Consider the following 21950-nt stretch of genomic DNA (forward strand, 5'->3'; position numbering starts at 1 on the left):
CCGAGCGATCAGCTCCTCCCGGCTCAGCCTGGTTTGCCGGCCTTGATCTCCGCGAATTTGGCCAGCGCCTGTTCGAACTTGGGGCTGAAGAGCCACATCGCGTCGAGGATTTCGCGGAAGCTCGCGGATGTCCTTGCCCTGTCGGCCCGACCGAAAGCGAAGACGCTGTTGTTTCGCAGATATCCCATGATCCTGGGCTCGGAAATTCTGTAATTGACGAGGTCCCCTGACTTCAGCGCGGACCTGGTCGGGCTGGGAATGATCTGGATGAGCTCGAAGAGCTTCATCTGATCGATCGGATTGGGCAGCGCCTTTGCGATCGCCGGGACCTGCGGGAAGATATCCGCGTGCTCGTTCATGAGCGCATCGCGCACCGCGGTCCAGTGATTGAACCGGTGATCGAGATTGCCGACGCGCGCTTCTTCCATGTCGTCGCGACGGCGGAGCGCAGGATCGAGGGCCGCGATCGATTGCTTGATGGCGGCCCACTTCTTTCGACCGTTGCGATCTTCGGACGGGCCGGTCTGCAGGCTGCCCTTGTAGGTGTTCGACCGCGCATTTCCGGCATTTTGCTTGCCGCTTGTCTCGGCAAAGAACAGGCCGAGACTGATGCGACCGGCGACCGCGGCGCCAGCGGCATCCAGACCCCTGGCGCGCGCGATCACCGTCGCCAGCTCGACCACGTCCTTGAACGGCGTCTCGGAGCTTTGCGCGTTCGCGGGCGGCGCCTCCATCACATCGAAGAGCTTCCTGTACTCATCGAGCAGCGGCTCGTTGTCGGCGTCGAAATAGGCCGGAGGGATCCCGAATCTGTTGGGTCGTCCAATCCTGGACGGAAGCGCATCGGTGAGATCCTTGTATGCGCTCATCATCTCGACACGGGCAAGGTAGATGGCCTGGCCCGGCAAGTCGGGCAGCGGCTGATGGGAATCGATCTGCGCCCGTCGCTGGCGCAGGATCGAGACGAAGTTCTTCAGGGCATTGTCGTAGGCCTTGAGCGCGGCCGATTGCTCGCTCGTGAGCGCGGCTGGCTCGGCGATGGCTGGAGACACGAAACCGATGGCGACAGCCGAGGCCACCGACGACGGCACCGCACCAGCCATCGGATGCGTTGCAACCGGCGCGAGGAGCAGCCCGAGAGAGAGCGCCGCTGCGGGCGCAGCGGCAGATGTCCTGATCGCCATGACGGCTTTCCCGATGCCTGTGCGTCGCCGAATCCGACAGGTCGGATGGTAGACGACAGACGCACCGACGGCGAGGCCGAAGCCCGGCGATCGGTCAGTGTCCGTTTTTCAGCGCGGCTTCCAGCGCTTCGCTCGAACACGGCTTGGTCAACCGCGGCTTGCCGGCGAGCGATTCCGGCAGCCTGATATCAGCGCCATAGCCGGTGACGAATGCGAAGGGCACTTTCAGCGCATCCAGCCGCTCGGCAACCGCGAAGGTCTTCTCGCCCCTGACGAGGCCGACATCGAGCAGCGCGAAATCCGGTGCGCGCTCGGCGATCAATTCGAGCGCGCGGGCGACGTTCGCAGCGGTGCGCACCGTCCGGGCGCCGAAGCCCAGGATGGCGTCCTCGAAATAGAGCGAAATGATCGGATCGTCCTCGACCACGAGAACGTCACCGGGCATGCCGGCATTGGGGGCGGATTCCATAGCTCGGTGTCCATTGCTTCGATGATGGATGAGAGGACCGGATCAGTCCGGCCGGATGGCCCGCGACCGGCGCCCGAAAGCACGCCGGCTGTTCCCGAAATGAAACCCATCACATCGTAAGCTGCGGCGTCTGTTCACTAGTGCACATAAACCCGGGAACTTTTTCAGTATGGTCGGCGTTGGATTTGCAGGATTTCCCAATGATTGCGAAACGGACCGATTTGGCCGGGACGAATGACCGGCCGTTCAACAACCTGTTGCGCCGGCTCAACGCCGCCGACTACGAACTGATCGCGCCGCATCTTTCGGTGGTCGAGGCGGCGGCCGGCGATCTGCTCTACAATCCCGGCGATGACGTTCAGATCGTCCATTTCCCATGCGGACCGAGCCTTGCGTCCTATCTGGTGGCCAACGAGGATGGCCGCGACGTCGAGACCATCCTGGTCGGCCGCGAGGGCGCGGTCGGCGGCATCGTCAGCCAGGGATTTCTGCCGGCCTTTACCCGCATCACCGTCAAGTTCGGCGGGCCGTTCGTGCGGCTGCCGATCAGCAAGCTCGACGCCGCGAAGCTGACGTCGATCTCGGTGCGCAACATCTTCGCGCGCTATGCCGACTGCATGCTGGCGCAGATCTTCCAGTCGACCGCCTGCAACGCGATCCACTCGATCGAGCAGCGCGCCGCGAAATGGATCATCTCGGCGATCGAGCGCACCAATGGCGATGGCGTGGTGCCGCTGACGCATGAGCAGCTCTCGACCCTGCTCGGCGTCGGCCGCAGCTACACCAGCCGCGTGATCCAGAACTTCAAGGCGGAGGGCGTGCTGGACACGCGCCGCGGCGCGATCGTGATCCGCGACCCCGACAAGCTCAAGCTGCGCTCGTGCCTGTGCAACGACGCAGTGAAGGATCACTTCGAGGAAGTGCTACGCGGGGTGTATCCGAGCGAGGACAACCCGACGAACTAGGCTGGCACACGGCTCACCTCGCCCCGCTTGCGGGGAGAGGTCGGATCGCGCGAGCGATCCGGGTGAGGGGCGAGGCACACGACTCAACAAGCCGCGAGGTGCTCGCCGGATGGAAGCCCCTCACCCCAACCCTCTCCCCGTAAGAACGGGGAGAGGGAGAACCTATATCGCCCAACGCGAAAATCACGCTACACTCGCCCCATGAGTGGGGCTGAACTTCACGCCGTCTTCGACGTCGCAGCATGGTGCGCGGCCGCCGTCGCGATGTGGTGGCTGTCGCGGGTGCGGGGGCTGCAATTCCCGCGGCAATCCTTCGAGCTGCCCTACATCGCCGCGCTGGTGTTCGGCGCCGGCATCGGCGCCTACATCTTCGGCACGCTGAACCTGTGGTTCTCGGGCGTGCCCGGCATCGCCCGCTCGGTCGAGGGCGCGCTGGCCGGCGGCATCGTTGCGATCGAGCTCTACAAATGGCTGCATGGCATTTCGCTACGCACCGGGGCGCGGTTCGCGCTGCCGCTTGCGATCGGCGTCGCGGTCGGCCGGCTCGGCTGCTATTTCGCGGGGCTCGAGGATTTCACCTATGGCAAGCCGACCACGCTGCCCTGGGGCCATGATTTCGGCGACGGCGTCCTGCGCCATCCGGTGCAGCTCTATGAAAGCCTGGCGATGGCGGCGTTCGCGGCCTTCTATGTCTGGGCCGCGCTGAACCGCAACGCCGCATTCATCACCAATGGATTCTACCTCGTGCTGTTCTACTACGGCCTGCAGCGCTTCGTGTGGGAGTTCATCAAGCCGTATGGCGCGCTGATCGGTCCATTCTCGCTGTTCCACCTGCTGTCGCTATTTGTCATGGTTTATGCCGCCGTCATGCTGGCGACGGCCCCGAATGTGAGCTTGAAGCATGAACGCGCCGCTGCGTAAGTCCCGCCCTTACATCTTCTGGGGCCAGACCCAATCGCTTTGCGAGACCTGCCTGGCCTTGGTGCCGACCAAGATCCAGATATCAGGCAACGAGGTCTGGTACGAGAAGCGCTGCAAGCAGCACGGCGTGCAGTCGACCTTGGTCTCGACCGATGCGGCCTATTGGCGGCTGTGCAAGGATTTCATCAAGCCCGGCGACCGGCCGCTGGCCTTCCAGCGCCACACCGAATTCGGCTGTCCCTATGATTGCGGGCTGTGCCCGGACCACGAGCAGCACTCCTGCCTGGCGCTGATCGAGATCACCGAGCACTGCAATCTGACCTGCCCGGTGTGCTTTGCGGAGTCCTCGCCGGCGCGCACCAGCTTCACGCCGCTGGCGAAGATCGAGAAAATGCTCGATGCGCTGGTGGCGAGCGAGGGCGAGCCCGACCTGGTGCAGATCTCCGGCGGCGAGCCGACGCTGCATCCGGATTTCTTCGCCATTCTGGACGCGGTGCGCGCCCGCCCGATCCGTCACGTCATGATCAACACCAACGGCCTCAGAATCGCGCGCGAGCCGGACTTCGTGGCCAAGCTCGCCGAGAACAAGCGCGGGCTGGAAGTCTATCTGCAGTTCGATTCGCTGAAGCGCGAGGCGCTGGTCAATCTGCGCGGCGCGGACTTACGCAAGATCCGCCAGCAGGCGCTGGAGAATCTCGAGCGCGAGGGCGTCTCGACCACGCTGGTCGCGACCATCAAGCGCGGCGTCAACGACGCCGAGATCGGCGATATCGTCCGCCACGCGCTGACCTGGACATGCGTCCGCGGCGTCACGCTGCAACCGGTGCAGGACGCCGGCCGCAACGAGGATTTCAACAAGGACACCGACCGCATCATGCTGTCGGAGATCCGCCAGCACGTGATCGAGACCGGGGTGTTCGGCGACAAGGACATGATCCCGCTGCCGTGCAATCCCGAGAGCATCTCGATCGGCTACGGCCTGCGCAACGGCGACAAGGTGCTGCCGCTGACCTCGCTGATCCCGCAGGAACAGCTCGTCGCCGTGATGCCCAACACGATCAGCCCGGAGAAATATCCGGTGCTGCGCGAAAAATTCGTCGATTTGTTCTCGCTGTCGTCGGGACCGCTCAACACCTCTGAGCGAGTCTGCGAATTGCTGTGCTGCCTGCCGAGCTTCGAGGTGCCGGACGGCCTCACCTACGAGAACGTGTTCCGCGTCACCATCGTGCAGTTTCTCGACCGCTTCAATTTCTGCGTCGGCAACGTCAAGCGAAGCTGCATCCACTTTGTTACCGAAAGCGGCGCGATCATCCCGTTCGACACCTACAACCTGTTCTATCGCGACAGAAAGATCGACAGCATCCGCGCGAGCCTGGCCGGGCAGACCTACCGCGAGGCGCGGCAAGGTGACGGGGTGCCCCGATGAGCGACGACCGCCCCATCAATCCGGATGGATCTCCGCCCTCGCTGCCCCCGCCGCTCCCACCGCAACGTGGCGGCTGCGCGACTGCGTTCATGGTGCTGTTCGGGCTGATCCTTCTTCTGCCCGGGCTTTGCGCCCTCCTGTTCGGGTTCGGCGTCCTGAGCGAGTCGAGAACCGATCCCTCCATTCTCTTCCTGATCCTGCTCGGGCTCGCGGTCTGCTTTGCCGGTGTGATGCTGATCCGCGCCGCGATCAAGGGGAGCTAGGCATGTCACCGCGCAACAGACGCTGCATCTGACGGGCGATGAACGACGCCGACAGGCCGATCCCGAAGGGGCGATGGAAAGGTCCACCCGAAGGACCTCCGGACCACGTGCGGCCGCTGGTCACCGCGCCGGGCAGCGGCTGCGCGACGTCGTCACTTGTCATCGCCGGTCTCGCCCTCGCCGTCGTGGGGCTGGGCTGCCTGACCCTCGGCGTGATCATCAGCGGCGGCCCCATCGGCGCCAACCTCGGCATCTTGTTCGGCGGCCTCGCAGCTGGCGTTTGCGGTCTCGCTTTGACCTTGGCGGCCGCCCGCCAGCCGGCTCAACAGGAGCAGACCGAGACGTCGAGGGCCGGCTGCCTGTGGGCGCTGATGGCGATTTCCGGAAGCGTGATGCTCCTTCCCGGCCTCTGCTCTATGCTATTCGGAAGCGGTTACCTCACCGATTCAATATCGGGAGCAGCATTCCTTTCCAGCGGCTATTTCACGATTTTCCTGAGCGGTGCGTTGATCGGCGCAATGGGCGTGGGACTCCTGTGGTGGGTCATTGCCCGCGCAACCTTGAAAGCTGGCTTCACGATGATGATCGGCAACGTCTTGCTGCTACCGGGCTTCTATTTCGCTCTTTTCGGCGCCAGCCGCGGCCACGTCCGCACCTTGTTGGTGATCGGCCTTCCAGTTGCGGCATCGGGAATTCTCTTGCTCCGAAGAGCCATGCAGCGCCGCCTTCGCAAGGGACCAGATAATTCTGGTCTGGACCTGGCCCCACCGAACCTTGGATAGATCAATCGAGTGCAACATTGACTAACAATTACGACACGCCCCCGCCAACAGAGCCGCCGTGGCGAGAGCCGCGCCTGCCGCCCGGCTGCACCATCTTCATGCTGATCATCGGAGTGCTGCTGCTGATCCCGGGCGCCCTCTGCGTGGTCCTCAGTGTCACTCTGGGTGGGTCCAACGACCCGATCACCGGGCTCGCGGTGCTGGTGACGCTTGGCGGGCTCGGGCTGATTGTGTTCGCGCGGGCGCAGAAGCGGGGCTGAATCGGCCCCGAAAAGCCCCTCAAAACCGGCTTCCGGAGCGAAAATCAGGCACTTAAACCGCCAATAAACCGTTGTTTTTTGGCGTTTTCTGACTATATTGCGCCGCAACGCGCAAGGTGCCCGGTCCTCTGACCGGGCTTCCTTTTTGGGGTGATGCGTCCCCGTCAAATTTCTTGGGTATGAGCGTGATCCGGGCCCCGATTGGGCCACGTGAGCGAGCGGCCGGCCAAACTGGTCCGGCGAGATCGCGCATCTGACCATTGCACGACCAGAAGAAGAGCCATGAACCTTCGTAACGTCGCCATCATCGCCCACGTCGACCACGGCAAGACCACGCTCGTCGACCGCCTGCTGCAGCAATCCGGGACCTATCGCGAGAACCAGAAGGTCACCGAGCGCGCCATGGACTCCAACGATCTGGAGCGCGAGCGCGGCATCACCATTCTGGCCAAGGCGGCCTCGGTGCAGTGGAAAGATACCCGCATCAACATCGTCGACACCCCCGGCCACGCCGATTTCGGCGGCGAGGTCGAGCGCATCCTCAACATGGTGGACGGCGCGCTGGTGCTGGTCGATGCCGCCGAGGGCCCGCTGCCGCAGACCAAATTCGTGGTGTCGAAAGCGCTCAAGGTCGGACTGAAGCCGATCGTCGTGATCAACAAGGTCGACCGCCCCGACGCGCGCCCGACCGAAGTCATCAATGAGGTGTTCGACCTGTTCGCCGCACTCGATGCCTCCGAGGAGCAGCTCGACTTCCCGATCCTGTACGGGTCGGCCAAGCAAGGCTGGATGGGCGACAGCCCGGAAGCTTCGCATGACGCCGGCATGCAGCCGCTGTTCGACCTGATCGTGCGCCACGTCGCGCCGCCGAAGGTCGAAGAGGGCCCGTTCCGCATGATCGGCACCATCCTCGAAGCCAACCCCTATCTCGGCCGCATCATCACCGGCCGCATCTCATCGGGTTCCATCAAGCCGAACCAGGCCGTGAAGGTGCTTGGCGCCGACGGCAAGACCATTGAGCAGGGCCGTATCACAAAAATCCTGGCCTTCCGCGGCATCGAGCGCACCCCGCTGGAGGAAGCCGACGCCGGCGACATCGTCGCGATCGCGGGCCTCACCAAGGGCACCGTCGCCGACACCTTCTGCGACCCCACGGTCGAGACACCGCTGCCGGCGCAGCCGATCGATCCGCCGACGGTGTCGATGTCGTTCATCGTCAACAACTCGCCGCTCGCCGGCACCGAAGGCGACAAGGTCACCTCGCGCATGATCCGCGACCGCCTGCTGCGCGAGGCCGAGGGCAATGTCGCGCTGCGCGTCGTCGAGGCCGCCGACAAGGATTCGATGGAAGTCTCCGGCCGCGGCGAATTGCAGCTTGCGATCCTGATCGAGACCATGCGCCGCGAGGGCTTTGAGCTCTCGGTGTCGCGCCCGCGCGTCGTGCTGCAGAAGGACGAGGCGACCGGTGCGTGGCAGGAGCCGATCGAAGAGGTCGTGATCGACGTCGACGAGGAGCATTCCGGCGTCGTCGTGCAGAAGATGAGCGAGCGTAAGGCCGAGATGATCGAGATGCGCCCGTCCGGCGGCAACCGCCTGCGGCTGGTGTTCTACGCACCGACCCGCGGCCTGATCGGCTACCAGGGCGAACTGCTCACCGACACCCGCGGCACCGCGATCATGAACCGCATCTTCCACGGCTATGCCGCCTACAAGGGCGAGATCCAGGGCCGCCGCAACGGCGTGCTGATCTCCAACGACCAGGGCGAAGCGGTGGCCTATGCGATGTTCAAGCTGGAAGATCGCGGCCCGATGATGATCGAGCCGGGCTGGAAGGTCTACAAGGGCATGATCGTCGGCGAGCACACCCGCGACAATGATCTCGAGATCAACGTCCTGAAGGGCAAGCAGCTCACCAACATCCGCACCACCTCGAAGGACGAAGCCGTGCGCCTGACGCCGCCGATCCGGATGACCCTGGAAAAGGCGCTCGCCTATATCGAGGACGACGAGCTCGTCGAGGTGACGCCGAAGTCGATCCGGCTGCGCAAGAAGCATCTCGATCCGAACGACCGCAAGCGCGCCGAAAAGGCCAAAGAGGCCGTAGCTTAAGCCCGTCTGTCATGCCCCGGCTTGACCGGAGCATCCAGTACGCCGCGGCCTATCGGCTCTATCATCGCCGTCTCTGGAATAATGGATCACCCGCATACGCATGCGCGGGTGATGACAGTTATGCGCGTGGTGGCTTCAGGCGTCTTTCCAGACGTGCTAGAGCCGGGACATGAGTTCGCTTCCCTCCACGGTCGATGTTGCCGTCATCGGCGCCGGCGCTGCGGGCCTCGGCGCCGCGCATGCGCTGAAGGGCACCGGCCTTTCCACCATCGTTCTGGAAGCCCGCGACCGCCTCGGCGGCCGCGCCCATACGATCCAGGCTGCGCCTGACGTGGTGTTCGACGTCGGCTGCGGCTGGCTGCATTCGGCCGACCAGAACAGCTTTGTCGGCATCGCCGAACAACTCGGCTTCGAGCTCAACAAGGACCTGCCGCCGTGGCGCGAGCGCGCCTATGGCAAGGCGTTCCCGCAGGCCGATCGCGACGCATTCATGCTTGCGCTCGACCAGTTCTACGATCGCATCGAGCAGGCCGCGCGCGGCGACAAGGACGCATCCGCCGATCGTTATCTCGAGCCCGGCAACCGCTGGAACCCGATGATCAATGCGATCTCGACCTATGTGAATGGCTGCGAGCTCGACCAGCTCTCGATCCTCGACTTCGACGCCTATGAGGACAGCAACGTCAACTGGCGCGTCAGGCGCGGCTATGGCGCGCTGGTCGCGGCCTATGGCGAGCAAGTAGCGGTCGCGCGCAACTGCGAGGTCCGGCTGATCGACCACGCCGGCAAGCGCCTGCGCATCGAGACATCGCGCGGCGTGATTGAGGCGGACAAGGTGATCGTCACCGTGCCGACCAATCTGATCGCCGACGAGGCGATCCGCTTTTCGCCTGCGCTGCCGGGCAAGCTCGATGCCGCGCGCAGCCTGCCGCTCGGCCTCGCCGACAAGGTGACGCTGGCGCTCGCCGAGCCCGAGGCGCTGCCCAAGGAAGGCAATCTGCGCGGCGCCACCATGCGCACAGAGATGGGCACCTATCACATCCGCCCGTTCGGCCAGCCCTGCATCGAGGGCTTCTTCGGCGGCCGTTTTGCGCGAGAGCTCGAGGACGCTGGCGACGGCGCCATCGCCGCCCACAGCATCGACGAGATCGTCTCCTTCCTCGGCAATGATTTCCGCCGCAAGCTGAAGCCGCTCAGCGAATCCCGCTGGGCGCATGACCCGTTCGCCCGCGGCTCCTACTCGCACGCATTGCCCGGCCACGCCGACAAGCGCGCCGTGCTGGCAACACCGGTCGACGGCCGGCTGTTCTTCGCCGGAGAGGCCACCTCGCCACACTTCTTCTCGACCGCGCATGGCGCGCGGGACAGCGGAGAGCGGGCGGCGAAGGAAGTGATGGCTCTAACTAACCAACGAAAATAATCCCCCGACACCCGTCTCACTTCTTGAAAACGACGTCTCTGTGAAACTTTAGATAGTGCGGGTTTGGATAGAGGGTTTGATCTTTCGGGAGGTTTATCAGTCCGCTTTGATTAAGAAGCCTAACGGCGTCTTCGGGAACGTGGTTCTTAGAAACTAGTATCTTGTAATCATCGCCAATCGAAATCAGCCCTCGATCAAACATCCAGTGCACCGTTCCGGACAACGCCAGCCCATTCCGAACAGAGTCAGGTCCGTTTGATGCCACTGGCTGAATGTGTGCCGCCTGCACTTCAGGGCGGCCTCCACCGTTGATCAATCGCAAGCCCGTGATGGCACATCTATTGGAGTACGCCGCTCGCACGCTGTGCATAAAGGATTTCTCTCGAAACGGCCGAGAGATAACCATTTCGACAATTGGTCGTTCAAATGGCGTGGGCGGTTCTGAGTATCCGGGCGGCGACGGCACCTGCAGCGAAGGAACCTCGCTAAGAATCGGAGCAAAGCCAGCTCGCAAGATTCGGTCGAATTCGCTATCCGGGATCAGACGCACAGCCCGACCAAAAGCACCTTTGTTGGTGCTGCCGTCTTCTTTCTCGAGTGCGCTCTCGTAGTACTCGCCTTGCTCTTGAAACGGGACGACCGTATCGAAGTCCAGATACGTGGCGCTATCGATGATTGCAAAGTAGTGATCGGGTAATTCGACATCCTCGATCACCGAATTGACGCGAGCTACACCGAAATAGGACTGGCGACCTCCCCTACTCGATAGCTCGGCGCTTGACCTTCGTGGTTCGTAGTAGACGATGTAGTCACCGACGGTCTGCTGAACATAGTTAAGATATGTGCGCGGAAAGTGGTACCTCTCCTCAGGCAGGTCCTTATAGCTCGGAGTAACCTTGGACGTGAAAACTGCCTTGGTCATAAAACAAAACCTTCGCGCCTAACTATCTCAGCCTCCTTCAATCTAAAGTGGCTCTCGCTATTTGGATAGCCGCCGACGCTTCGGGCCTCTACTCCAACACCCGCGCCCGCATGTCCGCATCCGGCACAAAGCACGTCTCGTACTTCCCGAATATCTTGTAACGGTTGCGTGCGACGAGGCTGTAGACCGCATCGCGCAGCGGTTTGGGCACCGCGAACAGCTCGCGGGTCCAGCGCCAGCCCGGGAGATGGCTCAGCACCGTCAGTGCTGCGTCCGACTTCATCCGGGCGATGCCGCCATGGACCACGGCGTTGGTGTCGGGGTCATCAGGGTCGATACCAAAAGTCTTTGCCAGCCGCGTGCCGTAGTCGGACTGGATCGGCGTGAAGCGGAAGCGGCGCGTTGTGTCGCGGGCGATGACGAAGCGAACCCAGCGTGAGCAGAAGATGCAGACGCCGTCGTAGAGGATCACGTCGTCATCCGGCCACTTGCTCATCTTGATTTCCTTCGACGCGTTTTCTTCACGCGAACCGGTTCCCACTTCGCTCGAAAACGCTACCGGTTATCCAACATCAGCAGCGCGACCAGCATCAGCACGATTGCAGGCCCGGTCTTCACCAGCGCGCCGAGCGGCTCGATCCAGAGATCGGGCGTCAGGATCGCCGATCCGGCCATATAGCCGAGCGAAGCGATGATGCCTGCAACAAGACCGAACGCCGCGGTGAGGCGGAAGGCGATCAGTACGCCGATGCTGATGTCCATCAGGCTGGTCAAGACCGTCACCGGTCCGACCAGGGCAGGCGGGAAATGGTGCGCGCTCAGGATACCGGCTGCGGCGTCATAGGAGACGACCAGCGCGATGAAGCCGGACGCAACCCAGAACAGCACGAGGCTTGCGAAGATCAGCGCCTTGATCAGGAACAGCCGGGCAAACCATTTGTCCTGGATGGTCGCCGGGCGGCCGCCGACGGCTTGCGCGATCGTCTTCGGCACGATGCCGGTCGCGGTCATCCAGGCTGTGGGATCGCCGGTGACGCCGCGGCGCAGCTCGGCGATCGCGTTGGAGCGCAGCGGCGGCATCCACCCCAAGCGGCTCGTGAGATCGCCGAGACGGGCGCCGAGATCGATCAGCAACGGCGGTGTCGGAAGCCGAAAATGCTTTGCCGTGCCGAACGACCAGCGGAACTGGGCGATGACGCCGCCGAGCGAGATCGGCTGTGGCTGCATCAAATCCCATGTCACCGATCGCACCGCTGCATCGGCGATGTCACGCGTCGCAAGCCAGGCGATGGTGGCGGCGATATCCTCGACCGCGACCGCCTGGAACGGCGTCGCGGCCTCGTCGGCCGGCAAATCGACCGGCAGCGCCGCCAGCGCGCGCAGCATGGCGCTGCCGCCATAGGCCGAAGGCGCGATGACGAAGCCCGGACGCAGGATCGCGTGCGCGACCCCGGACGCCGCGATCAGCCGTTCGGCCTCGCGTTTGGTGGTACTGAAGGCGGTACGATCCTCACTAGCCGCGCCCGGAATCGAGATGTGCACGAGACGGATGGCGCGGTGGCTGTCGCTGACAGCCTGCAACAGCCGCGCCACGAAGTCGCGATGCACCGCGCGGGTGTCGCTGCCCAGACCATCCTGCAAAACGCCGACGCAATTGACGACAATGTCCGCCTCGTGGGTGCGAAGCAGCTGCGTCAGCGCAGCGGCATCCATCGACATCACGGGGAGCTCGAGGTCGGCCGCGCTCATCTTTTGTGCAGGCGTGAAATGCCGCGCGATCCCGATCACATGAAAGCCGCGCGCCCTCAGATCGTCGGTGATGGTGCGCCCGATCAATCCAGACGCGCCGAGCACGAGGATGTTGTGTGATGCGTCGTCACTCATGGGAATAGGATCATGCGTCAAAATGGCTTCGCGATCATCAGCCACAGGATGATCATCACCGATCCGAAGCCGGGAATCCCGAACAGGAACCAGCGGCGAAACAGCGCAAAGTAGCGCGGCGGCAGCGGAAGACCCTTCTCTGCGGCCGCCCGCGCGAGGTCGCGCATCTCCATCTGCATGAAGATGACGGGAACCCAGAACGCGCCGGCCAGCGCGTAGAGCGCCAGCGAAACCAGCAGCCAGCGCTCGGTCAGGCTTGTGGCCGACAGCATCATGAGCAGTCCACCGCTCACCGGCTGCAGCAGCACGGCGCTCAGCGTGAAGATCATGTCCGCGATCACGACGGTCGCCGCCGTGCGCGCGATGAAAGCCGCATCACGCGTGCGATGCGCGGCCAGCATGAAGAAGGCGATGCCGGTCCCGGTGCCGAGGATCACGATGGCGCCGAGCAAATGCAGATATTTGATCAGGAAGTAGAGCGTCATCGCAGTCCGCTCGTGATCAGGCCGGTCCCGGCGCGCAACAATACCGCCGCTGCCATAGGCCGGGTACGCGCGGAAATCCACTGCGGCGGCGCGGAAGCAGAACGCGCGATGCACCCGCGTTGCGCCTGGATTCGCTCGCAAAATTCCTGCGACGAATCAGCGCCGAACGGCCTATTTCCGAGCTGCGGCATTGTCATACAGCGCTCGCGATCCACGCTTTGCACAGGCCGGGATCGGCGATCGGTCCCGCGAACCCGGCGAGTGTCCTCTTTCGGTACAAGTTTTCATGACACTGATGCAAAAAATCCACACGTTAACCGATAATTAACGATGGACCTTGAAGGCGGCCCTCCGACTTGCTTTGATTACAAGCATGAGCACAACGCTAATCGAGGTCCGGCCGGCCAAAGCTGCAGACGCAGCCTCGGTGGCGTCTACCCATGACGAAGCCTGGCGCTCGGCGTATCAGGGAATCATCCCCGGCGCCGAACTCGAAAAGCTGATCAATCGCCGTGGCCCGCAGTGGTGGGACAGCGCCATCCGCAAGGGCAGCCGCGTCAGCGTGCTGGTGTTCGGCGACCGGATCGCGGGCTACGCCAATTACGGTCGCAACCGCGCCCGCAGCCTGCATTTCGAAGGCGAGATCTACGAACTCTACCTGCGGCCGGAATTCCAGGGTCTCGGCTTCGGCCGGCGCCTGTTCGCCGCCGCCCGCCGCGACCTCCTGCAGAGCGGCCTGAAGACCATGGTGATCTGGGCGCTCTCCGACAACGAGCCGGCGACCGAGTTTTACCGCGCGCTGGGCGGCCGCATGGTGGCGCGCTCCTCTGAGCGGTTCGGGCCGAAGTCGCTCGACAAGGTCGCTTTCGCCTGGTCCAACTGAAAATCCTGCTTCTCTCGCAGCTGCAGCAAGGCTAAACAGCCTGAGCGTTTGCGCGTGACGGTCAGCCCGGCTCCCAAGGCCAGGCTTGAAGCTGTTTCGCGGCCTGGCGGCGCCAAGCAAAAAATCACATCCTTCTCAACTTCCAAAGGCCACGCGGAGCAATCCATGCGTATCGACGCCATATCGATCGGAAAAAATCCGCCCCACGACGTCAACGTCATCATCGAGGTTGCCGTCGGCGGCGAGCCCATCAAGTACGAAATGGACAAGGAGGCCGGCACACTGGTGGTGGACCGCTTCCTCTACACGCCGATGCGCTATCCCGGCAATTACGGCTTCATCCCGCACACCCTGTCGGGCGACGGCGATCCCTGCGACGTGCTGATCGTCAACACCCGCGCGATCGTGCCGGGTGCCGTGATGAGCGTCCGCGTGGTCGGCGTGCTGCTGATGGAGGACGAGGCCGGCGGTGACGAGAAGATCATCGCGGTGCCGTCGTCGAAGCTGACCCAGCGCTACGACAAGGTGCACAACTACAGCGATCTGCCCGACATCACGCTGCAGCAGATCCAGCACTTCTTCGAGCACTACAAGGATCTCGAGAAGGGCAAATGGGTGAAGGTGCTGCGCTGGGGCGACGCCGAGGAAGCCCGCAAGCTGATCCTGGAAGGCATCGAGCGCGCGAAGAAGAAGTAGGCACGCTGCTTAGACTCCCTCGCCCCGCTCTTGCGGGGTCGAGACGAGCGAAGCTCGCTCTTAAAGGGCTGGGGTGAGGGGCCGCCTCCGCGAGTTGCGAACGTCGGGAGACCTGTACCCCCTCACCCGGATTGCATCTGGCGATGCGATCCGACCTCTCCCCGCAAGCGGGGCGAGGTAAGAACTCACACCGCAGGCGCCGGCAGGCCGGCAATCGCGCAGGCGGCGCGCAGCGTGTTGACCAGGAGGCACGCCACCGTCATCTGGCCGACGCCGCCAGGCACCGGCGTGATCGCGCCGGCGACGCCGAGCGCTTCCTGGAATGCGACGTCGCCGACCAGCTTCGGCTTGCCGCCGGGAACCGGAATGCGGTTGATGCCGACATCGATCACGGTCGCGCCCGGCTTCAGCCAGTCGCCACGCACCATCTCCGGACGGCCTACCGCCGCATAGACCAGATCGGCCTGGGCGCAGAGCTTCGGCAGATCGCGCGAGCGCGAATGCGCGATCGTCACCGTCGCGTTCTCGTTCAGCAGCAATTGCACCAGCGGACGGCCGACCAGATTGGAGCGGCCGATCACGATCGCGTTCATGCCCTCGAGCGAGGGGTGCACGCTCTTGGTCAGGATGATGCAGCCGAGCGGCGTGCAGGGCGACAGCGCGGCCAATCCGCCGGCGAGCCGGCCGGCATTGTTCGGATGCAGGCCGTCGACGTCCTTGGCCGGGTCGATCGCATTGATGATGGTCTCGGTGTGCAGCGATTTCGGTAGCGGCAGCTGCACCAGGATGCCGTGCACCTTCGGATCGCGGTTGAGCTGTGCGATCAGCGCCAAGAGATCGGGCTGCGACACATCCTCCGGCAGCTTGTGCTCGAACGAGGCCATCCCTGCGGCCTGGGTCTGGGTGTGCTTGCTGCGGACATAGACCTCGCTCGCCGGATCATGGCCGACCAGCACGACGGCGAGCCCCGGCGTGAGCGCATGGTCGCGCTTGACGCGGGCGACCTCGTCGGCGACGCGGGCGCGAAGCTCGGCGGCGATGGCTTTTCCGTCGATGATGCGGGCAGTCATGTCAGTCCCTTGTTTCCTGCTGGGTCAGCTTCCTCAACATTTCGCCAAGCCCTTTCGGGTCGCCGTCCACCGCCACCTGCTTCAGCCGCGAGGTGGCGCCGGACAACAGCTTCACCCTGGCCTTGGGCACGCCGAGCGCCTTGGCCAGCAGCTCGGTCACCGCACGGTTGGCCTCGCCGCCTTCCGCAATGGCGCGGACCCGCACCTTCACCACCGAGCGGCCATTGGCCAGCGTTTCGATCCCGTCGATGTCGTCGCGGCCGCCACGCGGCGTCACGCGCAAGGCGATACTGATGCCCCCGGTGGAATAGCGCCAAGGATCCATCGCCAGGGCTCCATCAGCAAGCGTCGATCGCGAGGATCAGATCACGTTGGGATAGATGTAATAGGCGATCACCCGCTGGATGAACATGATGATGAGGATCACGATGATCGGCGAGATATCGAGACCGCCCAGATTCGGCATCACGTTGCGAATCGGCCGCAGCACCGGCTCGGTGATCCGGTACAAGAACTCGGCCACCGCGGAGACGAACTGGTTGCGCGTGTTGACCACATTGAAGGCGATCAGCCAGGACAGGATGGCGGAGGCGATCAAGAGCCAGACATAGAGGTCGAGGACGATGATGACGATGTCGAGAACAGCGCGCATATGATGGGGGCTCGCGGGTGGGACGACCAGGTGAAGCGCAACGAGACCGGACTGAACCGCCAGCGCGCTTCTCGTTTGAGCAGGATCTTTTCGGAAAGCCGCCATTTTCGCTGGCGCGGCCCGCCGGGTCCGGATCATGTTCTAAATATCGGTTCATCCCCCCGCAAACAAGGGAAGTTCCCGGCGGGACGGGCCGAAAACCGTTGTTTCACCGTTCTTGACTTGACCTTGGGCGGGACTGTAAATGGCGCCCGACTGACGGCCGGGATACTCAGCAACACCCGGCCGCAATGGGGCCATAGCTCAGCTGGGAGAGCGCGTCGTTCGCAATGACGAGGTCGGCGGTTCGATCCCGCCTGGCTCCACCACGCTTCGCCCTTCGGGCTACGCGTGGCGCAGCCGCGCAGACCCGAAGGGTGAAGCGTGGTGTCCGGCGAAGCCCGAAGGGTGAAGCGTGGTGTCCGGCGAAGCCCAAAGGGCGAAGACGGACCTTATCGTCGCCAATCCCCTCTCACGTCCCCGTAAACCGCGGCGGGCGCTTCTCCACAAAACTCGCGACGCCCTCCCTGAAATCATTGCCCTTGAGCGCGATCTGCATTTCGCGGTTGGCATCGATGGTGGCTTCGGCGAGCGTCTGGAACGGCACGTCGTAGACCTGGCGCTTGATCACCGCGATCGCGCTCGGCGAGACGAAATCGGCGAGATCGCGGGCATAGGCATAGGTTTCCTCGCGCAACTTCTCCGGTGCAGAGAGCCGGTTGACGAGGCCGATGCGCAGCGCCTCCGCGGCCGACACGCGCCGCGCCGACATCAACAGATCGAGCGCGTTGGCGTGGCCGACGATGCGCGGCAGCATCCAGCTGATGCCGTGCTCGGCGATCAGGCCGCGCCGCGCGAAGGCGGTGGTGAACACCGCGCTGTCGGCCGCGAAGCGCAGGTCGCAATACAGCGCATGGACCAGGCCGATGCCGGCCGTGGCGCCGTTGAGCATCGCGATCACGGGTTTCTTGATGGCGGGGTAGTAGGCGTAGCGCGTCTGCCAGTCGGCGCGGCGGTTCATGTCGAACGGGATGTTCTCGCCGCGCCGGACCTCGTTGGGGTCGATCCCCTTCAGCGCTTCCATGTCGGCGCCGGCGCAGAAGCCGCGGCCCGCGCCGGTCAGCACGATGACGCGAACATTGTCGTCATTGGCCGCCGCCTCCATCGCGTGGCGCACGTCGCGCTCCATGATCGCGGTCCACGCATTCATGCGGTCGGGGCGGTTCAGCGTGATGGTCGCGATCCTGTCGCTGACCTCATAGAGGATGTGTTCGTAGCTCACGACGATCTCCCTGTGCTGTGTTTGTCTTGTTGTTCTGAGTTCGCGCGACCATGCGGCGCCGCGCGCAGCCGTTGCGAGACTAGCACAGAAGCGAAAATGAAAAGCCGTGTTGTGTGACGCGCGAAATTCCGCGCGGCGGCTATTCCGCAGCCTGCAGCATGACCGGCCGCGGCACGCGCGCGATCCAGCCGTCGATGAAATGCTTCAGCCATGCGCGCTCGGCGGCATCGTGCACGGCGCGCTCGGCGAAGTGCAGATGACCCGGCTGCGCGCCCGGCGAATCCATCCGCGCGCAACCGCGCGTGGTCCAGCGATGCATCATGGCGTAGGTCACGTCGGGATGGAATTGCAGGCCGAAGGCGTTGCCGAGCTGGAACGCCTGCACCGGGAAATCATCGCCCGCTGCGAGCAGGTCCGCACCCGTGGGCAATTGAAAGCCCTCGCCATGCCAGTGATAGACCCGCGCCGGCCAGTCCTGGCACAACGCGCGGCCTGCCTCCGTCGGCCGGACCGGGTAATAACCGACCTCGACGCGGCCTTGCGGATGCGCCGCGACCTTGGCGCCGAGTTGCCGCGCCAGCATCTGCGCACCGAGGCAGATGCCGAGGAACGGGCGCTGCTCGCGCAGCGGCACTGAAATCCAGTCGATCTCGCGTCGCACATAGTCGTCGGGATCGTTGGCGCTCATCGGCCCGCCGAAGATCACCGCGCCGGCATGCGCCTCGAGCGTGTCGGGCAGCGCGTCACCGAAGCGCGGGCGACGGATGTCGAGCGGGTAGCCTAGGGCGCGCAGGGCGTTGCCGATCCGGCCGGGCGTCGATGTCTCCTGATGCAGGACGACCAGCACCGGCCGCAGCGACGCCTGGTCTGCCGGCGTGACCGCGGCCTGCCTTCGGCTCGCGAAGGGCACCACGACACGGCTTTGGTCAGACCGGAACGACATAGCCTCTGCTTAAAGTTTCGGCACGTAAGGCACGATCATAGCTAAGTGGTCGTTAACATCGTGTGAGTTTGCGCACACCCGTGCGAAGCAAATCGCGGGCCAGAAATAAGCTTAACGGCGATGAACGGGCTTTTTCGGGTGAGGCTAGCGCTTGCGCAGCTGAAATCCGCCGACCGCGGTCAGGATGAAGGAGCGCGGAAACAGCCGGAGCAGGAACGGCACCATCTTGATGAAGGCGCCGGGCAGCACGGCGCGCTTGTTGGCCATCAGGCCGCGATAGGCCTGGCGGGCGACCTCCGCCGGCGGGACGTTGAGGATGGCGGAATCGAATCCGGGGGCGAAGCCGGCGCGGTCCTGGAATTCGGACGGCACGGGACCCGGGCAAACCACGGTGACGCGCACGCCCTTCGGCGCCAGCTCACAGCGCAACGCCTCGGAAAACGACAGCACATAGGCCTTGCTGGCATAGTACACGGCCATGCCGGGGCCCGGCAGGAATCCGGCGATCGAGCCGAGATTGAGGATGCCGCCGCGGTTGCGGATCAGCTGGTCGGCAAAACGCAGCGTCAGGTCGGTCAGCGCGCGGATATTGAGGTTGATGATGTTGAGCTGTTCGGCGCGGTCGCGCTCCACAGCCAGGCCGAACAGGCCGAAGCCGGCATTATTAACGAGATATTCGACCTCGACGCCGGCCTCAGTCAGGGCCTGCGCGATCCTGTCGCCGGCATCGGTCTGCTGGAGATCGCAGGGAATCACGATCGGCGCCGCGCCGCCCTTGGCTCCGAGCTCGTCGGCGAGCGTCTTCAGGCGATCGGCGCGCCGCGCCACCAGCGCCACGCGGTGACCATTCGATGCGAACACGCGCGCCAGTTCGGTGCCTATGCCCGCCGATGCCCCGGTTATCAGCGTCACACGCTCAGTCACGTTTCAAACTCTTACTGCAAATTCTAGTGAGGTCCCCAACGGGGCGACGAGAGCATAGGGATGCGGTGTGACGCAAGCCGCGTATGGGCTTGTGGATAGCGGCGGGGCCGCTGGTTTCGTGACGAAACGACCGATTTTCAGTCGGATCGCCCACAATCGCGGCGGACATTAAAATTTCGTCATCCGCAACGCCGGCAGGGGGGCGTCCGCCCACGCCGGCAGCCGTGTCAGATTGCCGCGTCGGCCGTGCCCCAGGGGCCCTTTGGCAGCTCCGCCTGCTTCTCGGCGACCCGGTGCTTGAGATCGATGCGGTCGCGCGAGGAAATGCCGAGCAGATCGGCAGCACGCCAGACCACATTGTCCTCGAACTCGCTGACCTGGCCGTCGGCATAGACGAGCTCCCACATCATCTCGACGATGCGCAGCCGTCCCTCCTCATTCACCGAGCGCATGATCACACTGGTAAAGTGATAGAGATCCACGGCCTCGCCCTCCACGCGCATGGCGGAGGCGATCAACTTGTCGGCGGTGCCGGGATCGAGCTGGAAACGGCTCTCGATCAGGCTGTGCAGCTTGCGCGTCTCGGCCGGCGTCGGCTCACCATCCAGTGAGACGACATGCACCAATAGCGCGGTCGCCGCCAGGCGGTAGTCGCCGTCATCGAAGGCGCGGTCAGCCTGGGCATCGGGGGAGACGATATCGGCAATGAATTGGCGGAGTCCGTCGAGCATCGCTCTCTCTGTGGGATGAAGCTGTCCGGAAAACCGCTACGCACCTTTCCGGATCATGCGCTATTGAAATCTATATGGCGTGGAAACAGAACCGACGCAATCCGCGCGGGTTCCCGCGGCGGCATTACGTTTCAGCAAGCATTACGTGTCGGCAATGTGACTACGGTATCTCGTACACCACGAGCTTGTCGGCAATGCCGCGCAGCGCCGCTTCCTTCTGGATCGGCTTGATCGCCGCGCGATCGAGGATGCCCGCGACCTCCGCTGCTTCCATCACCGGCTGGGTCAAATGGATTTCCTGTGACGTCGACAGGCTCTGCACCCGTGCGGCGATATTCACGGTCTGGCCGAAATAATCCTGCCGCTCGTTCAGCGTCACCGCGAGGCACGGCCCCTCATGGATGCCGATCTTGACGATCAGATCTTCCTTGCCGCGCTCGGTGTTGAGCTGCTTCATCGCGGCCCGCATGCGCAGGCCCGCCGACAATGCGTGCTCGGGCCGGATGAAGGTCGCCATCACGGCATCGCCGATCGTCTTCACGACTGCGCCGTGTTCGGAGGCGATGATCTCGAGCAGCGCGTGGAAATGCGCGCGCACCAGATCGAACGCGGCGAGATCGCCGACCCGCTCATAGAGCGCGGTCGAACCCTTCAGATCGGTGAACAGGAAGGTCAGCGCGGTGATCTTCAACCGCTGGTCGACGGTGAGGTTGTCGGCCTTGAACACGTCGCGGAAGGTCTGGTTCGACAGCATCCGCTTCGCAGTGAGGATCGGCTTGCGCTTGCCGAGCAATTTGTGCAGCGGATCGCCCGCGATCCAAACCGAAGGCAGCACGCGGACGTCGGCGTGATTCTCCAGCGAGAGCCGCAGTGGCCCCGGCCGCATCGTCGAGGTGCCGGTCGGCGCATGAGACTTGTTGAACGCGATCGAGAATTGCTGGCGCTCGGTGGTCGGCTCGCCCTCGACAGCAAAGAAGTGCGCCGAATGCGTCACCGGCTCGAACACGATGACGAACTGATTGGGCAGATTGAGCGACAGGATCGCCTTTTCGCCGGGCGGCAATTCGAGCCCCTCCAGCGTCACCTCGTTGATCAGGGTCGACACCGCGCTCTCGTCGAACTCGATCCCGGAACTCCAGAATATCTGGCGGAAATATTCCCAGATCGGCAGCGTGTTCGGCTCGTGCGCGGCGATGTGACGGACCCGCGGGCTGACGGTGAAGGCAACCTCGACCAGCTCGTCGACGGAGGCCTCGTAACCGGCTGCGCACAGCGCGCAATTGTAGTCGTCATGGCGCAGCGACTTCAGCGTGGTGTGGGCGTCGAGCACGCCGCCACACCCCGGACACAGCACGTTCCAGCTCATGTCGAACAGGCCGAGCCGCGAAGCATGCAGGAAGCCGGAGATCACCTTCTCCTGGTCGAGCCCGGTGCGGCTGGAGAAATCCAGAACGTTGATACGATTGAGCTCGCGGTCATGGCCGTCCGCGATCAGCTGCTGCATGGCATCGACGACGGCCGGATCGGTCGTCTGCCTGAGGACTGCGAAGTGGGCTTGCGTATCGCTCATGGTGAGCCTCTAGAGCATGATCCGGAAAAGTGTGTAGCGGTTTTCCGCAAAGATCATGCTCAAAACAATG

The 21950-nt window shown here is 63.9% G+C and carries 24 protein-coding genes and 1 tRNA gene; 11 read left to right on the forward strand and 14 right to left on the reverse strand.

Features of this window, described 5'->3' with window-relative positions; translation table 11 throughout:
- Positions 1-23 precede the first annotated feature (23 nt).
- Together JQ573_RS39075 and JQ573_RS39080 are read right to left on the reverse strand one after the other, a co-directional pair.
- The gene (locus tag JQ573_RS39075) at positions 24-1184 is read right to left on the reverse strand and encodes a hypothetical protein (RefSeq protein WP_212320124.1); all 1161 of its coding nucleotides are present in this window, start codon (positions 1182-1184) and stop codon (positions 24-26) included.
- 94 nt (positions 1185-1278) lie between these two features.
- A complete protein-coding gene (locus JQ573_RS39080) occupies positions 1279-1653 on the reverse strand; it encodes a response regulator (RefSeq protein WP_212320126.1) in 375 nt (124 codons plus the stop codon).
- A 200-nt stretch (positions 1654-1853) separates the two neighbouring features.
- On the opposite strand from JQ573_RS39080, the gene JQ573_RS39085 reads away from it, so the two are divergent.
- The 8 genes from JQ573_RS39085 to JQ573_RS39120 all read left to right on the forward strand — a co-directional run bounded on the left by JQ573_RS39085 (position 1854) and on the right by JQ573_RS39120 (position 9799).
- Positions 1854-2618 carry a Crp/Fnr family transcriptional regulator gene (locus JQ573_RS39085; protein ID WP_212320127.1) on the forward strand — a complete coding sequence of 255 codons (765 nt, stop codon included), beginning with the start codon at positions 1854-1856 and terminating at the stop codon, positions 2616-2618.
- Between the two features lie 201 nt (positions 2619-2819).
- Positions 2820-3539: a prolipoprotein diacylglyceryl transferase gene (locus JQ573_RS39090; RefSeq protein WP_212320129.1), complete on the forward strand. Its 720-nt coding sequence runs from the start codon at positions 2820-2822 to the stop codon at positions 3537-3539.
- On the forward strand, positions 3520-4965 hold the full coding sequence (locus JQ573_RS39095) for a radical SAM protein (RefSeq protein WP_212320131.1): 1446 nt from the start codon (positions 3520-3522) through the stop codon (positions 4963-4965). The genes JQ573_RS39090 and JQ573_RS39095 overlap by 20 nt, the downstream gene beginning before the upstream one ends.
- Positions 4962-5228: a hypothetical protein gene (locus JQ573_RS39100; protein ID WP_212320133.1), complete on the forward strand. Its 267-nt coding sequence runs from the start codon at positions 4962-4964 to the stop codon at positions 5226-5228. The genes JQ573_RS39095 and JQ573_RS39100 overlap by 4 nt, the downstream gene beginning before the upstream one ends.
- A gap of 38 nt (positions 5229-5266) precedes the next feature.
- Complete coding sequence (locus tag JQ573_RS39105) at positions 5267-6010, forward strand: hypothetical protein (RefSeq protein WP_212320205.1); 744 nt, start codon at positions 5267-5269, stop codon at positions 6008-6010.
- Positions 6011-6027: 17 nt separating this feature from the next.
- Complete coding sequence (locus JQ573_RS39110; RefSeq protein ID WP_212320207.1) at positions 6028-6270, forward strand: hypothetical protein; 243 nt, start codon at positions 6028-6030, stop codon at positions 6268-6270.
- A gap of 282 nt (positions 6271-6552) precedes the next feature.
- Positions 6553-8379: a translational GTPase TypA gene (gene typA, locus JQ573_RS39115; RefSeq protein ID WP_212320135.1), complete on the forward strand. Its 1827-nt coding sequence runs from the start codon at positions 6553-6555 to the stop codon at positions 8377-8379.
- Positions 8380-8548: 169 nt separating this feature from the next.
- Positions 8549-9799, forward strand: a complete 1251-nt coding sequence (locus JQ573_RS39120) for an NAD(P)/FAD-dependent oxidoreductase (RefSeq protein WP_212320137.1) — start codon at positions 8549-8551, stop codon at positions 9797-9799.
- A 16-nt stretch (positions 9800-9815) separates the two neighbouring features.
- Here JQ573_RS39120 and JQ573_RS39125 read toward each other — a convergent pair whose 3' ends face one another.
- The 4 genes from JQ573_RS39125 to JQ573_RS39140 form a co-directional block, all read right to left on the reverse strand.
- Positions 9816-10721: an HNH endonuclease gene (locus JQ573_RS39125; protein ID WP_212320139.1), complete on the reverse strand. Its 906-nt coding sequence runs from the start codon at positions 10719-10721 to the stop codon at positions 9816-9818.
- Positions 10722-10809: 88 nt separating this feature from the next.
- A complete protein-coding gene (locus tag JQ573_RS39130; protein ID WP_212320141.1) occupies positions 10810-11217 on the reverse strand; it encodes a thiol-disulfide oxidoreductase DCC family protein in 408 nt (135 codons plus the stop codon).
- Positions 11218-11276: 59 nt separating this feature from the next.
- The gene (locus JQ573_RS39135) at positions 11277-12605 is read right to left on the reverse strand and encodes an SDR family oxidoreductase (RefSeq protein ID WP_212320143.1); all 1329 of its coding nucleotides are present in this window, start codon (positions 12603-12605) and stop codon (positions 11277-11279) included.
- 17 nt (positions 12606-12622) lie between these two features.
- On the reverse strand, positions 12623-13090 hold the full coding sequence (locus JQ573_RS39140) for a DUF2269 domain-containing protein (protein WP_212320199.1): 468 nt from the start codon (positions 13088-13090) through the stop codon (positions 12623-12625).
- Positions 13091-13463: 373 nt separating this feature from the next.
- Between JQ573_RS39140 and JQ573_RS39145 the strand changes: the two genes are divergently transcribed.
- Positions 13464-13973: a GNAT family N-acetyltransferase gene (locus tag JQ573_RS39145; protein WP_194457662.1), complete on the forward strand. Its 510-nt coding sequence runs from the start codon at positions 13464-13466 to the stop codon at positions 13971-13973.
- Between the two features lie 165 nt (positions 13974-14138).
- Positions 14139-14669 (forward strand): inorganic diphosphatase, encoded by a 531-nt coding sequence (gene ppa / locus JQ573_RS39150; protein WP_024583161.1) that lies wholly within the window; start codon positions 14139-14141, stop codon positions 14667-14669.
- 185 nt (positions 14670-14854) lie between these two features.
- On the opposite strand, the gene folD is transcribed toward ppa, so the two are convergent.
- From folD to JQ573_RS39165, 3 genes are read right to left on the reverse strand one after another with little or no spacing between them, the layout of a single operon-like run.
- Positions 14855-15739: a bifunctional methylenetetrahydrofolate dehydrogenase/methenyltetrahydrofolate cyclohydrolase FolD gene (gene folD, locus JQ573_RS39155; RefSeq protein ID WP_212320144.1), complete on the reverse strand. Its 885-nt coding sequence runs from the start codon at positions 15737-15739 to the stop codon at positions 14855-14857.
- A 1-nt stretch (position 15740) separates the two neighbouring features.
- Entirely contained in the window at positions 15741-16064 is a 324-nt protein-coding gene (locus tag JQ573_RS39160) for a DUF167 domain-containing protein (RefSeq protein WP_097676855.1), read from the reverse strand.
- Between the two features lie 36 nt (positions 16065-16100).
- Positions 16101-16391 (reverse strand): YggT family protein, encoded by a 291-nt coding sequence (locus tag JQ573_RS39165; protein WP_212320146.1) that lies wholly within the window; start codon positions 16389-16391, stop codon positions 16101-16103.
- Positions 16392-16683: 292 nt separating this feature from the next.
- On the opposite strand from JQ573_RS39165, the gene JQ573_RS39170 reads away from it, so the two are divergent.
- Positions 16684-16759: transfer RNA gene (locus JQ573_RS39170), tRNA-Ala, on the forward strand.
- Positions 16760-16902: 143 nt separating this feature from the next.
- On the opposite strand, the gene JQ573_RS39175 is transcribed toward JQ573_RS39170, so the two are convergent.
- The 5 genes from JQ573_RS39175 to JQ573_RS39195 form a co-directional block, all read right to left on the reverse strand.
- Positions 16903-17712, reverse strand: coding sequence for an enoyl-CoA hydratase (locus JQ573_RS39175; RefSeq protein WP_212320147.1), 810 nt, complete (start codon positions 17710-17712; stop codon positions 16903-16905).
- A 139-nt stretch (positions 17713-17851) separates the two neighbouring features.
- The gene (locus JQ573_RS39180) at positions 17852-18655 is read right to left on the reverse strand and encodes a glutamine amidotransferase (RefSeq protein ID WP_212320149.1); all 804 of its coding nucleotides are present in this window, start codon (positions 18653-18655) and stop codon (positions 17852-17854) included.
- A 144-nt stretch (positions 18656-18799) separates the two neighbouring features.
- Positions 18800-19579, reverse strand: a complete 780-nt coding sequence (locus tag JQ573_RS39185) for an SDR family oxidoreductase (RefSeq protein WP_212320151.1) — start codon at positions 19577-19579, stop codon at positions 18800-18802.
- A 227-nt stretch (positions 19580-19806) separates the two neighbouring features.
- A complete protein-coding gene (locus tag JQ573_RS39190; RefSeq protein WP_092121262.1) occupies positions 19807-20310 on the reverse strand; it encodes a TerB family tellurite resistance protein in 504 nt (167 codons plus the stop codon).
- Between the two features lie 160 nt (positions 20311-20470).
- A complete protein-coding gene (locus JQ573_RS39195; RefSeq protein ID WP_212320153.1) occupies positions 20471-21880 on the reverse strand; it encodes an adenylate/guanylate cyclase domain-containing protein in 1410 nt (469 codons plus the stop codon).
- Positions 21881-21950 lie beyond the last annotated feature (70 nt).

It is taken from the genome of Bradyrhizobium sp. AUGA SZCCT0105, from assembly GCF_018129565.1.
In the GTDB taxonomy this organism is placed as follows: domain Bacteria; phylum Pseudomonadota; class Alphaproteobacteria; order Rhizobiales; family Xanthobacteraceae; genus Bradyrhizobium.

Excerpts from the sequence above, each read along its gene's own strand:
- JQ573_RS39075 (WP_212320124.1), bottom strand. The coding sequence starts at position 1,184 with ATGGCGATCAGGACATCTGCCGCTGCGCCCGCAGCGGCGCTCTCTCTC.
- JQ573_RS39080 (WP_212320126.1), bottom strand. The coding sequence starts at position 1,653 with ATGGAATCCGCCCCCAATGCCGGCATGCCCGGTGACGTTCTCGTGGTC.
- JQ573_RS39085 (WP_212320127.1), top strand. The coding sequence starts at position 1,854 with ATGATTGCGAAACGGACCGATTTGGCCGGGACGAATGACCGGCCGTTC.
- JQ573_RS39090 (WP_212320129.1), top strand. The coding sequence starts at position 2,820 with ATGAGTGGGGCTGAACTTCACGCCGTCTTCGACGTCGCAGCATGGTGC.
- JQ573_RS39095 (WP_212320131.1), top strand. The coding sequence starts at position 3,520 with ATGAACGCGCCGCTGCGTAAGTCCCGCCCTTACATCTTCTGGGGCCAG.
- JQ573_RS39100 (WP_212320133.1), top strand. The coding sequence starts at position 4,962 with ATGAGCGACGACCGCCCCATCAATCCGGATGGATCTCCGCCCTCGCTG.
- JQ573_RS39105 (WP_212320205.1), top strand. The coding sequence starts at position 5,267 with ATGAACGACGCCGACAGGCCGATCCCGAAGGGGCGATGGAAAGGTCCA.
- typA (WP_212320135.1), top strand. The coding sequence starts at position 6,553 with ATGAACCTTCGTAACGTCGCCATCATCGCCCACGTCGACCACGGCAAG.
- JQ573_RS39120 (WP_212320137.1), top strand. The coding sequence starts at position 8,549 with ATGAGTTCGCTTCCCTCCACGGTCGATGTTGCCGTCATCGGCGCCGGC.
- JQ573_RS39125 (WP_212320139.1), bottom strand. The coding sequence starts at position 10,721 with ATGACCAAGGCAGTTTTCACGTCCAAGGTTACTCCGAGCTATAAGGAC.
- JQ573_RS39130 (WP_212320141.1), bottom strand. The coding sequence starts at position 11,217 with ATGAGCAAGTGGCCGGATGACGACGTGATCCTCTACGACGGCGTCTGC.
- JQ573_RS39135 (WP_212320143.1), bottom strand. The coding sequence starts at position 12,605 with ATGAGTGACGACGCATCACACAACATCCTCGTGCTCGGCGCGTCTGGA.
- JQ573_RS39140 (WP_212320199.1), bottom strand. The coding sequence starts at position 13,090 with ATGACGCTCTACTTCCTGATCAAATATCTGCATTTGCTCGGCGCCATC.
- JQ573_RS39145 (WP_194457662.1), top strand. The coding sequence starts at position 13,464 with ATGAGCACAACGCTAATCGAGGTCCGGCCGGCCAAAGCTGCAGACGCA.
- ppa (WP_024583161.1), top strand. The coding sequence starts at position 14,139 with ATGCGTATCGACGCCATATCGATCGGAAAAAATCCGCCCCACGACGTC.
- folD (WP_212320144.1), bottom strand. The coding sequence starts at position 15,739 with ATGACTGCCCGCATCATCGACGGAAAAGCCATCGCCGCCGAGCTTCGC.
- JQ573_RS39160 (WP_097676855.1), bottom strand. The coding sequence starts at position 16,064 with ATGGATCCTTGGCGCTATTCCACCGGGGGCATCAGTATCGCCTTGCGC.
- JQ573_RS39165 (WP_212320146.1), bottom strand. The coding sequence starts at position 16,391 with ATGCGCGCTGTTCTCGACATCGTCATCATCGTCCTCGACCTCTATGTC.
- JQ573_RS39180 (WP_212320149.1), bottom strand. The coding sequence starts at position 18,655 with ATGTCGTTCCGGTCTGACCAAAGCCGTGTCGTGGTGCCCTTCGCGAGC.
- JQ573_RS39190 (WP_092121262.1), bottom strand. The coding sequence starts at position 20,310 with ATGCTCGACGGACTCCGCCAATTCATTGCCGATATCGTCTCCCCCGAT.
- JQ573_RS39195 (WP_212320153.1), bottom strand. The coding sequence starts at position 21,880 with ATGAGCGATACGCAAGCCCACTTCGCAGTCCTCAGGCAGACGACCGAT.